15 protein-coding genes are annotated in these 15,496 nt (G+C 60.4%); all 15 read right to left on the bottom strand.

What is annotated here, in order from left to right:
• Positions 1-59: 59 nt before the first annotated feature.
• Positions 60-371 (bottom strand): NIPSNAP family protein, encoded by a 312-nt coding sequence (locus QO002_RS00275; protein ID WP_307225533.1) that lies wholly within the window; start codon positions 369-371, stop codon positions 60-62.
• 183 nt (positions 372-554) lie between these two features.
• Positions 555-1,961 carry a dihydrolipoyl dehydrogenase gene (gene lpdA / locus QO002_RS00280; protein WP_307225535.1) on the bottom strand — a complete coding sequence of 469 codons (1,407 nt, stop codon included), beginning with the start codon at positions 1,959-1,961 and terminating at the stop codon, positions 555-557.
• A gap of 33 nt (positions 1,962-1,994) precedes the next feature.
• Positions 1,995-2,747, bottom strand: coding sequence for an SDR family oxidoreductase (locus tag QO002_RS00285; RefSeq protein WP_307225537.1), 753 nt, complete (start codon positions 2,745-2,747; stop codon positions 1,995-1,997).
• Positions 2,744-3,232 carry a hypothetical protein gene (locus QO002_RS00290; protein ID WP_307225539.1) on the bottom strand — a complete coding sequence of 163 codons (489 nt, stop codon included), beginning with the start codon at positions 3,230-3,232 and terminating at the stop codon, positions 2,744-2,746. The genes QO002_RS00285 and QO002_RS00290 overlap by 4 nt, the downstream gene beginning before the upstream one ends.
• Positions 3,233-3,234: 2 nt before the next feature.
• Positions 3,235-3,876 carry a LysE family translocator gene (locus tag QO002_RS00295; protein WP_307225541.1) on the bottom strand — a complete coding sequence of 214 codons (642 nt, stop codon included), beginning with the start codon at positions 3,874-3,876 and terminating at the stop codon, positions 3,235-3,237.
• Between the two features lie 36 nt (positions 3,877-3,912).
• Entirely contained in the window at positions 3,913-4,326 is a 414-nt protein-coding gene (locus QO002_RS00300) for an MAPEG family protein (RefSeq protein WP_307225543.1), read from the bottom strand.
• 75 nt (positions 4,327-4,401) lie between these two features.
• Complete coding sequence (gene odhB, locus QO002_RS00305) at positions 4,402-5,637, bottom strand: 2-oxoglutarate dehydrogenase complex dihydrolipoyllysine-residue succinyltransferase (protein ID WP_307225545.1); 1,236 nt, start codon at positions 5,635-5,637, stop codon at positions 4,402-4,404.
• Between the two features lie 58 nt (positions 5,638-5,695).
• Entirely contained in the window at positions 5,696-8,692 is a 2,997-nt protein-coding gene (locus tag QO002_RS00310; RefSeq protein WP_307225547.1) for a 2-oxoglutarate dehydrogenase E1 component, read from the bottom strand.
• 153 nt (positions 8,693-8,845) lie between these two features.
• Positions 8,846-9,748, bottom strand: coding sequence for a succinate--CoA ligase subunit alpha (gene sucD / locus QO002_RS00315; protein ID WP_307225549.1), 903 nt, complete (start codon positions 9,746-9,748; stop codon positions 8,846-8,848).
• A 15-nt stretch (positions 9,749-9,763) separates the two neighbouring features.
• The gene (gene sucC / locus QO002_RS00320) at positions 9,764-10,957 is read right to left on the bottom strand and encodes an ADP-forming succinate--CoA ligase subunit beta (RefSeq protein ID WP_307225551.1); all 1,194 of its coding nucleotides are present in this window, start codon (positions 10,955-10,957) and stop codon (positions 9,764-9,766) included.
• A gap of 46 nt (positions 10,958-11,003) precedes the next feature.
• The gene (gene mdh, locus QO002_RS00325; protein WP_307225553.1) at positions 11,004-11,966 is read right to left on the bottom strand and encodes a malate dehydrogenase; all 963 of its coding nucleotides are present in this window, start codon (positions 11,964-11,966) and stop codon (positions 11,004-11,006) included.
• Between the two features lie 206 nt (positions 11,967-12,172).
• Complete coding sequence (gene zapE / locus QO002_RS00330) at positions 12,173-13,321, bottom strand: cell division protein ZapE (protein ID WP_307225555.1); 1,149 nt, start codon at positions 13,319-13,321, stop codon at positions 12,173-12,175.
• A gap of 164 nt (positions 13,322-13,485) precedes the next feature.
• A complete protein-coding gene (locus QO002_RS00335; RefSeq protein ID WP_307225557.1) occupies positions 13,486-14,037 on the bottom strand; it encodes a protease inhibitor Inh/omp19 family protein in 552 nt (183 codons plus the stop codon).
• A 222-nt stretch (positions 14,038-14,259) separates the two neighbouring features.
• Complete coding sequence (locus tag QO002_RS00340) at positions 14,260-15,039, bottom strand: succinate dehydrogenase iron-sulfur subunit (RefSeq protein WP_307225559.1); 780 nt, start codon at positions 15,037-15,039, stop codon at positions 14,260-14,262.
• Complete coding sequence (locus QO002_RS00345; RefSeq protein ID WP_307233041.1) at positions 15,032-15,496, bottom strand: DUF3052 domain-containing protein; 465 nt, start codon at positions 15,494-15,496, stop codon at positions 15,032-15,034. The genes QO002_RS00340 and QO002_RS00345 overlap by 8 nt, the downstream gene beginning before the upstream one ends.

Raw genomic sequence — 15,496 nt, forward strand, 5'->3', positions numbered from 1 at the left:
TTGCGAAGTTGAACTTTGCGAGCGGGTTTTCTTTATACGACACTACACGTTCTTGAGGCTCATGCCGTGGGCAGAAGGGGCCGCATGAAGCTGCGTTCAAAGCTGATGATGCTGCGATTGCGCTTGTCCAGCTCGTAAGCTGCCACGCATTCCGGGTCCACGGCCATGCGCTGGCGATAATCTTCATAGGCCGCAAGGCTTGGAAAACTGAAAAGCGCCAGAGCTATGTTGTTTGCTCCCTCGCTTGGCAGGAAATAGCCGTGGTGCGTTCCGCCCATGCGGTTCACGATCGGAATCCAGAGCCGGGCATAGTCCTCAAACTCCGCCAATTTGTGGGGATCAATCACATAGCGCAGATAACAGGTGATCATTCAGGGCTGCCTTTCTTCATCGGTCACTGATTGCAAAAGCGTGTAATCCAAGCACAAGCACCCGGACAGACCGCAATCGTGCCATAGGCACGCAGGATCGTGCCAAAATGCTGCTTTGTATCGGCGGCGCAAACAAAAAAGGCGACCGAAGCCGCCCTTTCAGAAACGCAATTCTGCACCAATTTACATATGGATCGGCTTGAAGAAGGTCGCGAGCGCCGCTTCCTTGACGGCTTCCGACATGGTCGGATGTGCGTGGCAGGTGCGGCCGAGGTCTTCGGAGGAGCCGCCGAATTCCATGAGGACGGCAATCTCATGGATCATCTCGCCGGCGCCGAAGCCGACGATGTGGCCTCCGAGAACACGGTCGGTCTCCTTGTCGGCGAGGATCTTTACGAAGCCATCGGTCTGCAGCATGGCGCGGGCGCGGCCATTGGCGGTGAAGGGGAACTTACCGACCTTGTAGGCGATGCCTGCGGCCTTCAGCTCCTCTTCCGTCTTGCCGACGGAGGCGACTTCCGGCTGGGTGTAGACGACCCCCGGAATGACATCGTAGTTCACGTGGCCAGCCTGACCGGCAAGGATTTCGGCAAGGGCGACGCCCTCGTCTTCCGCCTTGTGGGCCAGCATCGGGCCACGTACGACGTCGCCGATCGCGTAGATGCCATCGACATTGGTCTTGAAGTGGCCGTCGATCTCGACGCGACCGCGGTTGTCCAGAGCAACGCCGGCTTCTTCGAGGCCGAGGCCTGCCGTGTAGGGCTTGCGGCCGGTGGCGATGAGCACGACTTCGGCTTCCAGCGTCTGAGCTTCGCCGCCCTTGACCGGCTCATAGGTAACCTTGGCGCCGGCGCCGGACTTTTCGACGCCGGTGACCTTGGCGCCAAGCTTGAAGTCAAAGCCTTGCTTCGCCAGCATGCGCTGGAACTGCTTGGAGACTTCGCCATCCATGCCACCGAGGATCGTGTCGAGATATTCGACGACGGTGACCTTGGCGCCGAGGCGCTGCCAGACCGAGCCGAGTTCGAGGCCGATGACACCGCCGCCGACCACGATCAGGGTTTCCGGAACCTTCTTCAAGGCGATGCCGCCGGTCGACGAGATGATGACCTGCTCGTCGATCTCGACCTGGACGCCGGGGATGCCCGCGACGTCGGAGCCGGTGGCAATGACGATGTTCCTGGTTTCCAGCACCTGCTCGGAGCCGTCTTCGGCCTTCACGGCAACCTTGCCGGCCGACAGGACACGGCCAGTACCCAGGATGCCGTCGATCTTGTTCTTCTTGAACAGGAAGGCAACGCCATCGGTGTTGGACTTCACCGTTGCATCCTTGTGGGCCATCATCTTGTCGAGGTTCAGCTTCGGCGTTGTGACTTCGACGCCGAGGACGTCGATGCCATGGGAAGTGTGGGCAAACACTTCCGACGCGTGCAGCAGTGCCTTGGAGGGAATGCAGCCGATGTTGAGGCAGGTGCCGCCATAGGTGGCGCGCTTTTCGACGACGGCGACCTTCAGGCCGAGCTGGGCTGCCTTGACGGCGCAAACGTAACCACCGGGGCCGGAACCGATTACAACGAGATCATAAGCCATGGGCATGTCCTTCCTTGGGGCGGCTTAGCTTGCCTAGCGGCCGCCGCTGACGTTGAGAATGGCACCCGTTACATAGGATGCCGAAGGCGAAAGTAGGTAGAGAACGGCGTCGGCGACTTCCTGTGCTTCGCCGGGCCGCTGCATCGGAATGCTGGGCGCCATGTCGCGGGCTCGGGTTGGAAGGCCGCCGGAGGCGTGGATTTCGGTATCGATGACCCCGGGGCGCACGGCATTGACGCGGATACCTTCGATGGCCACTTCGCGTGCGAGACCGATGGTGAAGGTATCGATGGCGCCCTTGGCGGCGGCATAGTCGACATACTGTCCGGCAGAACCGAGAAGCGCGGCCATGGACGAGATGTTGACGATCACGCCACCATTGCCGCCCCTGCTCTTCGACATGCGTCGCACGGCCTCTCCGGCGCAGAGGATGGAGCCGGTGACATTGACACGCAGCATGCGGTCGATGCGGGCAAAATCCATCTCGTCGATGCGCTGCGGCGAGCCAACGATGCCGGCATTGTTGACGAGACCATCTAGCCGGCCATAGGTGCTGTCGATCGTGGCAAACATCGCCTCGATATCACCGGGCTGGGCGACATCGCCGACAACCGCGATCGCCTCGCCGCCGGCATTGACGATATCCGCCACGACCGCTTCGGCTGCAGCAGCGTTTGTCGCGTAATTGACGACCACCAGCCAGCCGGCGCGAGCCGCGGAGCGGCAGATGGCGGCGCCGATGCCGCGGCTGCCGCCGGTGACCAGAACAACAGGCTTTTCCGTCATGTCGCGCATCCTTTCAAGCCAAACACATCCCAGGGCGCGACGGTGAGCTTGCCCCAGAGGGCAGAGGCCTTGATCGCGGGGCCGAGATCGGGGAGCAGTAATTGCAGAGCCGCAGCTTTCGTTTCGGCTGGCAGGAGATCAACCTTGCCGGCGGCATCAACGGAATAGATCACGCCCTGCCAGATAACGCAGGCAGCCAGATCATCGCCGGTTACATCGCCCTCCGGGCAATTGTTCATGATCATGCCATTGGCACGCTCCGGATCACCGGAAATCATGACGAAACCTTCAAGCTTCAGGTCCGCCTTGAGGGCTGCGACCTCGAAGCGATTGCTGGTCGTTGCACTCTCCGAATCGACAGGGAGGAAACGCAGCTCATAGGCACCATCTGCATCGCCGTAGACGGCTTTGCTCTGCAGGCAATCGGCCGCCTGCACCCCAAGGGGGGCAAGCGAAAACAGCACTGCCGCGGCAAGACGCTTCATCGTCAGGCCGCCTTTTCCGTTGCGAGCTTGAGGCCGAGCGCAATGAAAACGAGACCGCTGGCGCGGTCGATCCACTGGCTCATGCGCGAGAAGGTCGAGCGCATCTTCGGCGTCGTCATGAACAGGCTGACGCCGACGAACCACAGGATGAGGCAGCATGCCATGACGAGCCCATAGCCGAACTTAACCGGGATCGGCGTATGTGCCGAAACCACCGTCGAAAAGATCGACAGGAAGAAAAACACCGGCTTCGGGTTCAGCGCATTGGCCGCAAAGCCAAGGCCGAAGGCCTTGAGCGCCGACTGCTCCTTGTGGGCGCCTTCAGCATCCGCCGCCGGCACCGTCATGTCCGTCTTGCCAGCCCGAAGAGCCTTGATGCCGATATAGATGAGGTAGGCGACACCGCACCACTTGACGATATTGAAGAGGTAGATCGACTGGGAAATGATCAGCCCGAGACCCAGGATCGTGTACGTCACATGGAACATCAGCGATGTGCCGATGCCGAAGGACGTGATAACAGCGGAGCGACGGCCATGAACGATCGACTGGCGCATGACCATGGCAAGATCTGCACCGGGCGAGACGATCGCGAAGGAGAAGATCGCCATCAGCGAGGCGAGTTCGAAAAGATAGGGATGCATGCAATTACTCCGGCAGGAAGCTCAGCCCGTCTTCTATCAAAAGATAAGCCGCGAAACCATGATCAGCAGGCCAATGAGAGAGCCGACCCAGACCAGCGAGCGGATATAAGGCACGCCGGCGAGATAGAGCGGAATGTAGACCAGACGGCATATGAACCACGTCCATGCGCCGATCAGACCCCAGCCGCTCGGGTCCCCCACCGTCGCCAGGGCCAACGCCAGGCCAACGAAGGCCGGATAGGTCTCGCGGAAATTTGCCGATGCCCTGTCAGCACGCCCGGCGATCTTGCCGGACGGCTGCTGATGGTCGTCACGCGGACCGGCATTCCAGGCCGATCCGAGCTCTATCGTCGCAAGCTGGCCCTGCAGTCCGATATGGAACACCAGCAGCACGACGCTCCATCCAAGAAGCGTCAGGAACGGCGAGCCTGCCAGTGCTGCTGCGTCCATGATCAGGTGTCCCTCAAGCGATTCCAGCAAAAGTGCGAAGCGGTTTTGCGTCCGGAATCGCGTTAAACAAAAAGCCTAGAGATCGAGAACCAGACGTTCCGGATCTTCCAGGCTTTCCTTCACGCGCACCAGGAAGGTCACGGCTTCCTTGCCGTCGACCATGCGGTGATCGTAGGACAGCGCGAGATACATCATCGGACGAATGACGATCTGGCCACCGACAACCACCGGACGGTCCTGGATCTTGTGCATGCCGAGGATGCCCGACTGGGGCGCATTGAGGATCGGGGAGGACATCAGCGAACCGTAGACGCCACCATTGGTGATGGTGAACGTGCCGCCCTGCATGTCGGCCATCGACAGCGTGCCATCGCGGGCAGCCTTGGCGAGACGACCCAGATCCTTCTCGATCTCGGCAACCGTCATCTGGTCGGCGTCACGGATAACGGGAACGACAAGACCCTTGTCGGTGCCGACGGCCATGCCGATGTGGCAGAAGTTCTTGTAGATGATGTCGGTGCCGTCTATCTCGGCGTTGACGGCCGGCAGTTCCTTCAGCGCGTGCGTCACGGCCTTGGTGAAGAAGCCCATGAAGCCGAGCTTTACGCCATGCTTCTTCTCGAAGATGTCCTTGTACTTTGTGCGCAGCGCCATGACGGCCGACATGTCCACCTCGTTGTAGGTGGTCAGCATGGCCGCCGTGTTCTGCGCATCCTTGAGGCGGCGCGCAATCGTCTGGCGAAGACGGGTCATCTTGACCCGCTCTTCACGCGGCGCGTCTTCAGCCGGCGACGGCGCACGGGCGACGACCTTGGCCGGCTCGGAAGCGGCAGGCGTCGAAATGCCCTTGGCAACAGCAGCAATGACATCGCCCTTCAGCACCTGGCCACGCTTGCCGGAGCCATCGACGTCGGAAGCGGAGAGGTTGTTTTCAGCGAGCAGCTTTGCGGCAGCAGGAGCAGCCGGCATTGCGGAAGCGACCTGCGGAGTGGCCGGAGCAACAGCCGGTGCAGAGGCGGCAGGCGCGGCGACCTTCTTTTCGGCAGCCGGCGCCGGAGCGGCAACGCCTGCTCCGCTTGCGGAGATCTGGCCAAGCAGCGCGCCGAGGCCCACCGTTTCGCCGGCAGCGGCGACGATTTCGGCGAGAACACCGGCGGCAGGCGCCGGAACTTCGATCGTCACCTTGTCGGTTTCGAGTTCCAGGATCGGCTCATCGGCCTTGACCGTATCGCCGACCTTCTTGAACCAGGTACCGACGGTGGCTTCGCTGACGGATTCGCCCAGGGTGGGCACGCGGATTTCTGTAGCCATGATTTTAAAGTCCGTTCTTCGGGTATCGGTTTCAACTACGGGGAGAGCGGGAGGCTTTTCAGCCTCCCAGCGCGTCTTCCAGGAATGCCGCGAGCTGCGCGAGGTGCTTCGACATCAGGCCGGTAGCGGGCGATGCCGCGGCCGGACGGCCGGTGTAGCGCACGCGCTGGTACTTGGCGTCGATATGGGCAAGCACCCATTCCAGATAGGGATCGATGAACGACCACGCACCCATGTTCTTCGGCTCTTCCTGGCACCAGACCATCTCCGCATTGCGGAAGCGCGAGAGCTCGTTGATGAGTGCCTTGGCCGGGAACGGATAGAGCTGTTCGACACGCAGCAGGTAGACGTCATCGACGCCGCGCTTTTCACGCTCTTCCAAAAGGTCGTAATAGACCTTGCCGGTGCAGAGCACGACGCGGCGGATTTTGGCATCCTTCTGCAGCTTGATCGGGCCATCCTTGATGACTTCGGCATCATCCCACAGCAGGCGGTGGAACGAGCTTTCGCCGGCCATTTCCGAAAGGCTCGATACGGCGCGCTTGTGGCGCAGCAGCGACTTTGGCGTCATCATGATCAGCGGCTTGCGGAAGTCCCGCTTCATCTGGCGGCGAAGGACATGAAAATAGTTCGCCGGCGTCGTGACGTTGGCAACCTGCATGTTGTCTTCGGCACACATCTGCAGCCAGCGCTCGAGGCGGGCGGAAGAGTGCTCCGGCCCCTGACCTTCGTAGCCATGCGGCAGGAGGCAGACGAGGCCGGACATACGAAGCCACTTGCGTTCACCAGACGAGATGAACTGGTCGAACACGACCTGCGCACCGTTGGCGAAGTCGCCGAACTGGGCTTCCCAGAGGGTCAGCGCATTCGGGCGGGCCAGCGAATAGCCGTATTCGAAACCAAGTACAGCCTCTTCGGACAGCATCGAATTGATGACTTCGTAACGCCCCTGCGTCGGTGAAATATTGGCAAGCGGAATGTAGCGATCTTCGGTCTCCTGATCATAGAGAACCGAATGGCGCTGCGAGAAGGTGCCGCGTTCGCAATCCTGACCGGAAAGCCGGATCTTCGTACCTTCGGCGCAGAGCGTGCCAAAGGCCAAAGCCTCCGCCATCGCCCAGTCGACACCCTCGCCAGAGGTCACCATGCCGGCACGGTTATCCATGAAGCGCTGGATGGTCTTGTGGACGCGGAAGCCTTCGGGAACTTCCGACAGCTTGCGGCCGATTTCCTTCAGGCTCTTCATCGGCACCGAGGTCTTGCCGCGGCGCTGTTCGTCCTGATTGTCGGCGGCACGCAGGCCTGACCAGGCACCGTCCAGCCAGTCGGCCTTGTTGGGCTTGTAGGACTGGCCGGCCTCGAATTCCTGCTCCAGGTGGGCGCGCCAATCGGCCTTCATCTTTTCAAGGTCGCCGTCGGTGATCAGTCCTTCGGCAATCAGGCGCTCTCCGTAGACCTGCACGACCGGCTTGTGAGCGCGGATGACCTTGTACATCTTCGGCTGCGTGAATGACGGCTCATCGCCTTCGTTGTGGCCGAAGCGGCGGTAGCAGAACATATCGATCACGACCGGCTTGTGGAACTTCATCCGGAATTCGGTCGCGATCTTGGCAGCGTAGACAACCGCTTCCGGGTCATCGCCATTGACGTGGAAGATCGGCGCTTCGATCATCTTGGCGACATCGGACGGATAGGGCGACGACCGTGAGAAGGCCGGATTGGTGGTGAAACCGATCTGGTTGTTGATGATGAAGTGCACGGTGCCGCCAACACGATGGCCGCGCAGACCGGACAAGCCGAGAATTTCCGCGGTAACACCCTGGCCGGCAAACGCCGCATCACCGTGCAACAGCAGCGGCATGACCTTGGAGCGTTCCTTCAAAGGGATAACATCGCCTTCGAAGACAGTCGCCATCTGGTCCTGCTTGGCACGGGCCTTGCCCATGACGACGGGGTTGACGATTTCGAGATGCGACGGATTTGCCGTTAGCGACAGGTGAACCTTGTTACCATCGAATTCGCGGTCGGAAGACGCACCGAGATGGTACTTCACATCGCCCGAACCTTCGACATCATCAGGCGCATAGGAGCCGCCCTTGAACTCGTGGAACACGGCGCGATGCGGCTTGCCCATGACGTTGGTCAGAACGTTCAGACGGCCGCGATGGGCCATGCCGAGGATGACCTCCTTTAGGCCTTCCTGACCACCGCGCTTGATGATCTGCTCCAGCGCCGGGATCAGCGATTCGCCACCATCGAGACCGAAGCGCTTGGTGCCCTTGTACTTGACGTCGATGAACTGCTCGAAGCCTTCGGCCTCAATGAGCTTCGACAGGATGGCCTTCTTGCCTTCAGGTGTGAAGGCGACGCCCTTGTCCGGACCCTCGATGCGCTCCTGTATCCAGCCTTTGATTTCTGGATCGGAGATATGCATGAACTCCACGCCGAGCGTGGAACAATAGGTGCGCTCGAGGAGATCGACGATCTCGCGCAGGGTCGCGTATTCGAGACCGAGCACATTATCCAGGAAAATCGGGCGATCCATGTCTTCCGGACCGAAGCCGTAGTTGGACGGGGAAAGCTCGTGATAATCGTCCACCGGAGCGGCAATGGCAAGCGGGTCGAGCTTGGCATGAAGGTGGCCGCGGGCGCGATAAGCGCGGATCAGCATGATGGCGCGGACGCTGTCGCGGGTCGCCTGGTGGACGTCGGCGGAAGCAACGGCAACGCCGGTTACGGCAGCCTGCTCCTCGGCCTTGGCCTTCACCTTCTTTTCGATGACCTTCTCGACCGTGCCCCAATCGCCGTCGAGCGCGGAAACCAGTTCGCTGCGCTCGGTGACGGGCCAGTTCGGCTTCTTCCAGGAGGCGCCCTTGGCGGCCTTCACGACATCGCCCGGCTCGTCCTGCAGCGCCTTGAAGAAGGACTGCCACTCACCGGAAACCGACGACGAGTCGCTTTCATAGCGCGCATAAAGCTGTTCGATATAGCTGGCGTTCGCTCCGTCGAGGAACGATGTCAGCAGGAATTGTTCGTTGGCTTCTTGCCTTGCCATTGTGTACCGCGGACCTGTCCGTCCGCCTCCTGACTGGTTGGTACCGTCCGGTCCGTCCGGGCGGTTTTGCGCCACAAAAGCGCGAGCATCCGATGCTTAGATGGTGCGAATGAGGCGAAACGACAGTCTCGCCCCATTCGATTTCGTGGTGTCTCAGCCCTTGAGGACTTCGACAAGGGTGGTGCCGAGGCGCGCCGGGGACGGCGACACCTTGATGCCGGCCGCTTCCATGGCCGCGATCTTGGATTCTGCATCGCCCTTGCCGCCGGAAACGACAGCGCCGGCGTGGCCCATGGTGCGGCCCTTCGGAGCCGTACGGCCCGCGATAAAGCCAGCCATCGGCTTCTTGCGGCCCTTTTTGGCCTCGTCGATCAGGAACTGGGCTGCATCTTCTTCAGCCGAGCCGCCGATTTCGCCGATCATGATGATTGACTTGGTTTCGTCGTCGGCGAGGAACAACTCGAGCACGTCGATGAACTCGGTGCCCTTGACCGGGTCGCCGCCGATGCCGACAGCCGTGGTCTGGCCAAGGCCTTCGTTCGAGGTCTGGAACACGGCTTCATAGGTGAGCGTGCCGGAGCGTGAAACGATGCCGACCGAGCCCTTGCGGAAAATCGAGCCCGGCATGATGCCGATCTTGCACTCTTCCGGCGTCAGGACGCCCGGGCAGTTCGGGCCGAGAAGGCGCGACTTGGAGCGATCAAGGCGAGCCTTGACGCGAACCATATCCATGACCGGGATGCCTTCGGTGATGCAGGTAATGAACGGGATCTCGGCTTCGATCGCCTCGATGATCGCATCCGCAGCACCGGCCGGCGGAACATAGATCACGGACGCATCGGCGCCGGTCTTTTCCTTGGCTTCGGCAACGCTTGCGAAGATCGGCAGGGTTTCGCCCTTCGAGCCGGTCCAGGTTTCGCCACCCTTCTTCGGGTGGATGCCGCCGACCATCTGCGTGCCGTAATAGGCAAGCGCCTGCTCGGTGTGGAAAGTACCGGTCTTGCCGGTCAGGCCCTGAACCAGGACCTTGGTGTTCTTGTTGACGAGAATCGACATGAGTAGGTCCTTCAATTAACCGTTGATCGCAGCGACGATCTTCTTGGCAGCGTCGTCCAGATCGTCAGCGGCGGTGATTGCCAGACCCGACTCGTTCAGGATTTTCTTGCCAAGCTCGACATTGGTGCCTTCGAGGCGAACAACGAGCGGAACCTTCAGGCCGACTTCCTGCACGGCTGCGACGACACCTTCCGCGATGACATCGCATTTCATGATACCGCCGAAGATGTTGACGAGAATGCCCTCGACCTTCGGATCGGCCGTGATGATCTTGAAGGCTGCAGCAACCTTCTCCTTGCCGGCGCCGCCGCCGACGTCGCAGAAGTTTGCCGGCTCCTTGCCGTAAAGCTTGATGATGTCCATGGTCGCCATGGCAAGGCCAGCGCCATTGACCATGCAGCCGATGTTGCCGTCGAGCGCCACGTAAGCGAGATCCCACTTGGAGGCCTCGATTTCCTTGGCGTCTTCCTCGGTCTCGTCGCGCAGCGCCTTGACGTCGTCATGACGGAAGATCGCATTGCCGTCGAACGACATCTTGGCGTCGAGAACGCGCAGATGGCCATTCTTCATGACGATCAGCGGGTTGACCTCAAGCAGGGCCATGTCCTTGTCGTTGAAGGCCTTGTAGAGCAGCGGGAAGAGCGACTTCGCGTCTTGGGCAGCAGCACCGGCAAGCTCAAGCGCCTTGGAGATCGCGGCGATATCCGCATCCGTCACGCCGGCTTCCGGATCGATGGCGATGGTGTGGATCTTCTCGGGCGTGTCGTGGGCGACGGCCTCGATGTCCATGCCGCCTTCCGTCGAGACGACGAAGGCAACGCGACCGACGGAACGATCGACCAGCAGCGAGCAATAAAGCTCGCGGTCGATATCGGCACCGTCTTCGATGTAGAGGCGGTTGACCTGCTTTCCGGCTTCGCCGGTCTGCGCGGTCACCAGCGTGTTGCCGAGCATGTCCTTGGCATGGGCCTTGGCTTCCTCGATCGAGAAGGCCAGGCGAACGCCGCCCTTGGCATCCGGGCCGAGTTCCTTGAACTTGCCCTTGCCGCGGCCGCCCGCATGGATCTGGCTCTTGACGACGTAGAGCGGGCCTGGAAGCGACTTTGCCGCAGCTTCTGCCTCATCGGCGGAGAAGATGGCGACACCTTCAGCAACCGGCGCACCAAAGGTCTTCAACAGAGCCTTGGCCTGATATTCATGAATGTTCATGGGAAACTTTCCTGTTTAGGCTGAACGGCGACTATTTGAGGCGCAATTACTTCAGGCTGGGGGCAATGGCGACGCAGGCTTCGCAAAGACCGGCGACGGAGGCGACCGACTTTTCGAAGGCTTCCTGTTCGGCCTTGTTGAATTCGACTTCGATGATGCGCTCGACGCCCCCGGCACCGATGATGGTGGGAACGCCGACATACATGTCCTTGACACCATACTGGCCAGTGAGGTGAGCGGCGCAGGGCAGAACGCGCTTCTTATCCTTGAGGAAGGATTCAGCCATCTCGATCGCTGAGGCGGCCGGTGCGTAATAGGCGGAACCGGTCTTCAGCAGGCCGACGATTTCGGCGCCACCATCACGGGTGCGCTGGATGATTTCTTCGAGGCGCTCCTTGGTGACCCAGCCCATCTTAACCAGATCGGTCAACGGAATGCCGCCGATGGTCGAGTAACGGGCAAGCGGCACCATGGTATCGCCATGGCCGCCGAGCACGAAGGCGGTGACGTCCTGAACGGAAACGTTGAATTCTTGGCTGAGGAAGAGACGGAAACGGGCTGAATCGAGCACGCCGGCCATGCCGACGACCATGTTCTTCGGCAGGCCGGAGAACTTCTGCAGCGCCCAGACCATCGCGTCGAGCGGGTTGGTGATGCAGATGACGAAGGCGTTCGGGGCATATTTCTTGATGCCGGCGCCCACCTGTTCCATGACCTTGAGGTTGATGCCGAGAAGATCGTCGCGGCTCATGCCCGGCTTGCGGGCGACGCCGGCGGTGACGATGCAGACGTCGGCCCCTTCGATGGCGGAATAGTCACTGGCGCCGGTGAGATTGGCATTGAAGCCTTCGACAGGGGACGATTGGGCGATGTCGAGGCCCTTGCCCTGCGGGATACCGTCGGCGATGTCGAACAGAACGATATCGCCCAGTTCCTTGAGGCCGGCGAGATGCGCCAGCGTTCCACCAATCATTCCAGAACCAATGAGTGCGATCTTGTTGCGCGCCATGAAAGTGCTTCCTTTGCGATCAAATCTGACAAGGCCTGAAACGAGGGCGCGTTCTCAAGACGTGCGAGCGCCAAACCTTACGCGGCAAGGACTTAAGACGCAAATTCTAAAATATCAACTAATACTTTCGAGGGGAACGATTTCAATCGGTTAGATCATAAATTTCTTACGTAAACGTAAGAAATTCTGTCGCGATTTTGTCAAAATCACGCCGCGTCGGAGGTGGTGCGCTGCGCGTATTCCTCACTCTGCATCTCGATCAGTCGAGAAACCGTGCGCGCGAATTCGAAACCTTCGGTATCCTTCCTGGCCGTCAGGAGATCCCCCGGGAGAGCCGCAGCCGACGCGAAGAAGCGCGCGCCCTGGTCGTAGATCGTATCGATCAGCAGAATGAAACGCTTGGTTTCATTGCGCCGCTCGGGGCCGAGATGAGGGACATGATCAAGGAAGATAACGCGGTAATGTGACAGGATCGCGAGATAGTCTGCCGCCGCAAGGGGCTTTTCGCAAAGGTCCGAAAACGAAAACCGGGCGCAATCGCCTGCCGCCTGCGGAACCACGATCGTGCGACCCTTGTGCTGGATTTCGGCCGGTGCAACAGCAAGCCCCGCTGTCGCCTGCTTCCAGGAACGATCCATCACCGCATCCGCCTCAGGCCCCATCGGCGCCGACCAGACGGGGAGGCCGGATGTCTTCAGCATGCGATAATCAGTCTGGGTATCGAGCGGCACGATCTCGGCATGGGCGCGCAGAAGATCGATGAAAGGCAGGAAGAGACCGCGATTGAGCCCATCCCGGTAAAGATTGGAGGGCTCGACATTCGATGTCGCCACCAGCACGCAACCGCGAGAGAAGAGCTCACCGAACAGCCGCGACAGGATCATTGCATCGGCAATATCCGTGACCGTGAACTCGTCGAAACACAGAAGGCGCGCCTCGGCAAAAATCGCCGAAGCGACCGGCGGGATCGGATCAGCCTGCTTGGTTTCGCCGTTTTTCAGCTTCTGGCGATGCTGGAAGATGCGATCGTGAACATCGGCCATGAATTCATGGAAATGCGCCCGGCGTTTGCGCTGGATGGCAACCGTCTCGAAGAACAGGTCCATCAGCATGGTCTTGCCACGCCCGACGCCGCCGTAAAGATAAAGGCCCTTGATGGGAACGTGATCCGGGCGGCGCGCAGCAAAGAGCCATCCGAGTGCACTCGACTTGCGCTCGCCGCGGCTCGCCGTAAGATCGCTCGCCAGGCGATCGAGCTTGCGTGCGATCACTTGCTGCGCCGGATCAGAACGCATTGCACCCTCGGCGATCAGCGCTTCGAGTTTTCGCGAGATGCTATCTTCGGAGTTCGGCACGGATGGCCCCGGTTGGTCGCTCTAGAGAATTCAGGTGAAAAAATATTCCCCAAAATGCTCTGTCTCTTTGTTTTCACGCAATGCAGAAGGCAAGACCGCTTCGCATTTTGACTGGAACGGCTCTTGCCGGCGACAAAAAAGCCCGGCTGATACCGGGCTTGGTCTCAGCGGCTGAGGCTCACGGGCTGGCCGCCATTGGTCGAGCCGTCAAAGCGGGCATCGGCGCTCTTGTAAAGGCGGGCGAGCGGATTGCCGTTGCGGTCCTTCAGGATAACCTGCTTGCCGGCCACTTCCCACGAACCCATCTGGGTGAGCTCGCCTGCGCAGCCGCGCGTGCCGCCGCGCGAACCGCTGCCAAGGTTGGTCAGCGTCAGGAACATGTCACAGGAACTGCCGCCATTCGAAACACGCCAGTTGCCGACCATCGATTCTTTGGTCACATCCAGACCTGCGGTTGCCGCAGCGGTATCCGTTGCACCCGGCACGACGCCGCCGACTGCGGCGGTACCGCTCACCGGTGCTGCCGGGAACTGCGAGGAGTTGGCAGCCGCATTGGCTGTTGGATCGGGAAGCTGGCTCGAGGAAACACCGCCAACAGGCTGAGCCTGGAGAGGAGCCGGCTGCGACATGCTGCTATAGTCGTTCATGGATGTCCGCTGACATCCCGTCAGCGCCAGCACCACTGCCAGACCTGCTGCCGCATGGATTACCCGCATGTCGTAACTCCCGATTACCGCTGATTGCGTGCCCGATAGGAATATAGGCGCCATTAACTTAAAACTACCTTTTCAATCAAGCCTAAGCATGAATCTTTGCCTTGATGTGGCGCGATTGAAACGATTCCGGGACGATATCCGGGCAGGCAATTCCTGCAACCACTCGATATGACAACGCCGGGCAAGCCCGGCGTCTGTTTTGATGACAGCAAAAGACGCGGATCAGACCCGGCGCTCGACCATCATCTTCTTGATTTCACCGATCGCCTTGGCAGGGTTCAAACCCTTCGGGCAAGTCTGGGCGCAGTTCATGATCGTGTGGCAACGATAGAGGCGGAAGGGGTCTTCGAGATTGTCGAGACGCTCGCCCTTGGCTTCGTCACGACTGTCGATCAGCCAGCGATAGGCCTGCAGCAGCACGGCAGGACCAAGATAACGGTCGCCATTCCACCAGTAACTGGGGCACGAGGTGGAACAGCAGGCGCAGAGAATGCACTCGTAGAGACCGTCAAGCTTGAGGCGGTCCTCATGGCTCTGCTTCCATTCCTTGGCCGGGGTCGGCGAAACGGTTTTGAGCCAGGGCTCGATCGAGCGATGCTGGGCATAGAAATTCGTGAGATCCGGAACGAGATCCTTGACAACAGGCAAATGCGGCAGCGGATAGACCTTCACCGAACCCTTCACCTCGTCCATGCCCTTGGTGCAGGCGAGCGTGTTGGTACCGTCGATGTTCATGGCACAGGAGCCACAGATGCCTTCGCGACAGGAGCGGCGCAGCGTCAGCGTCGGGTCGATCTTGTTCTTGATGTAGAGCAGCGCATCGAGAACCATCGGACCGCAATCATCGACATCGATATAGAACGTATCGATCGACGGGTTCTTGCCATCGTCCGGGCTCCAGCGGTAGACGCGAAATTCGCGGGTATTGGTGGCCCCGGCCGGCTTCGGCCAGACCTTGCCTTCAGTCATCTGCGAATTCTTGGGGAGAGCGAGTTCAACCATTCGACCTGTCCGTTCTTTCCTTGCGCCGATCCTTGCGGATGACCAGCTTCAGCCCCGACCATACCGGGTCGATCGCTGCGACCTTCACATCCACCAGATCCAGATCGAGGGCCGTCAAGCGCACGACATCCTCGGTCACATCCGTCCTAACCTTCGAAGCTTTCTTCGGCCATGAGACCCAGATCATGCCATCCGGCGTGATCCGGTCCTGCAGCCCGGAGAGCTCGTTCTCAATCTCCGCCCGCACCATCGTGAAGGCATGGATCGCATCATAAGTCTTGCCCGCTGCCCGCATCGCTTCCCAGGACGGGAACCGGTCACAGGCAGCGAAATCGGCCGAAACCACCAGCTCCACCAGACTGTCCGGCAGCGCGATGAAGGCCGCCGTCATTCCAGACTTGAAGCCCAGCTTCTTTGGAAGAGGCGTGCCGGAATATCCCGTCTCCGCCGCTGCCAT

Source organism: Pararhizobium capsulatum DSM 1112 (assembly GCF_030814475.1).
GTDB classification, from domain to species: Bacteria; Pseudomonadota; Alphaproteobacteria; order Rhizobiales; family Rhizobiaceae; genus Pararhizobium; species Pararhizobium capsulatum.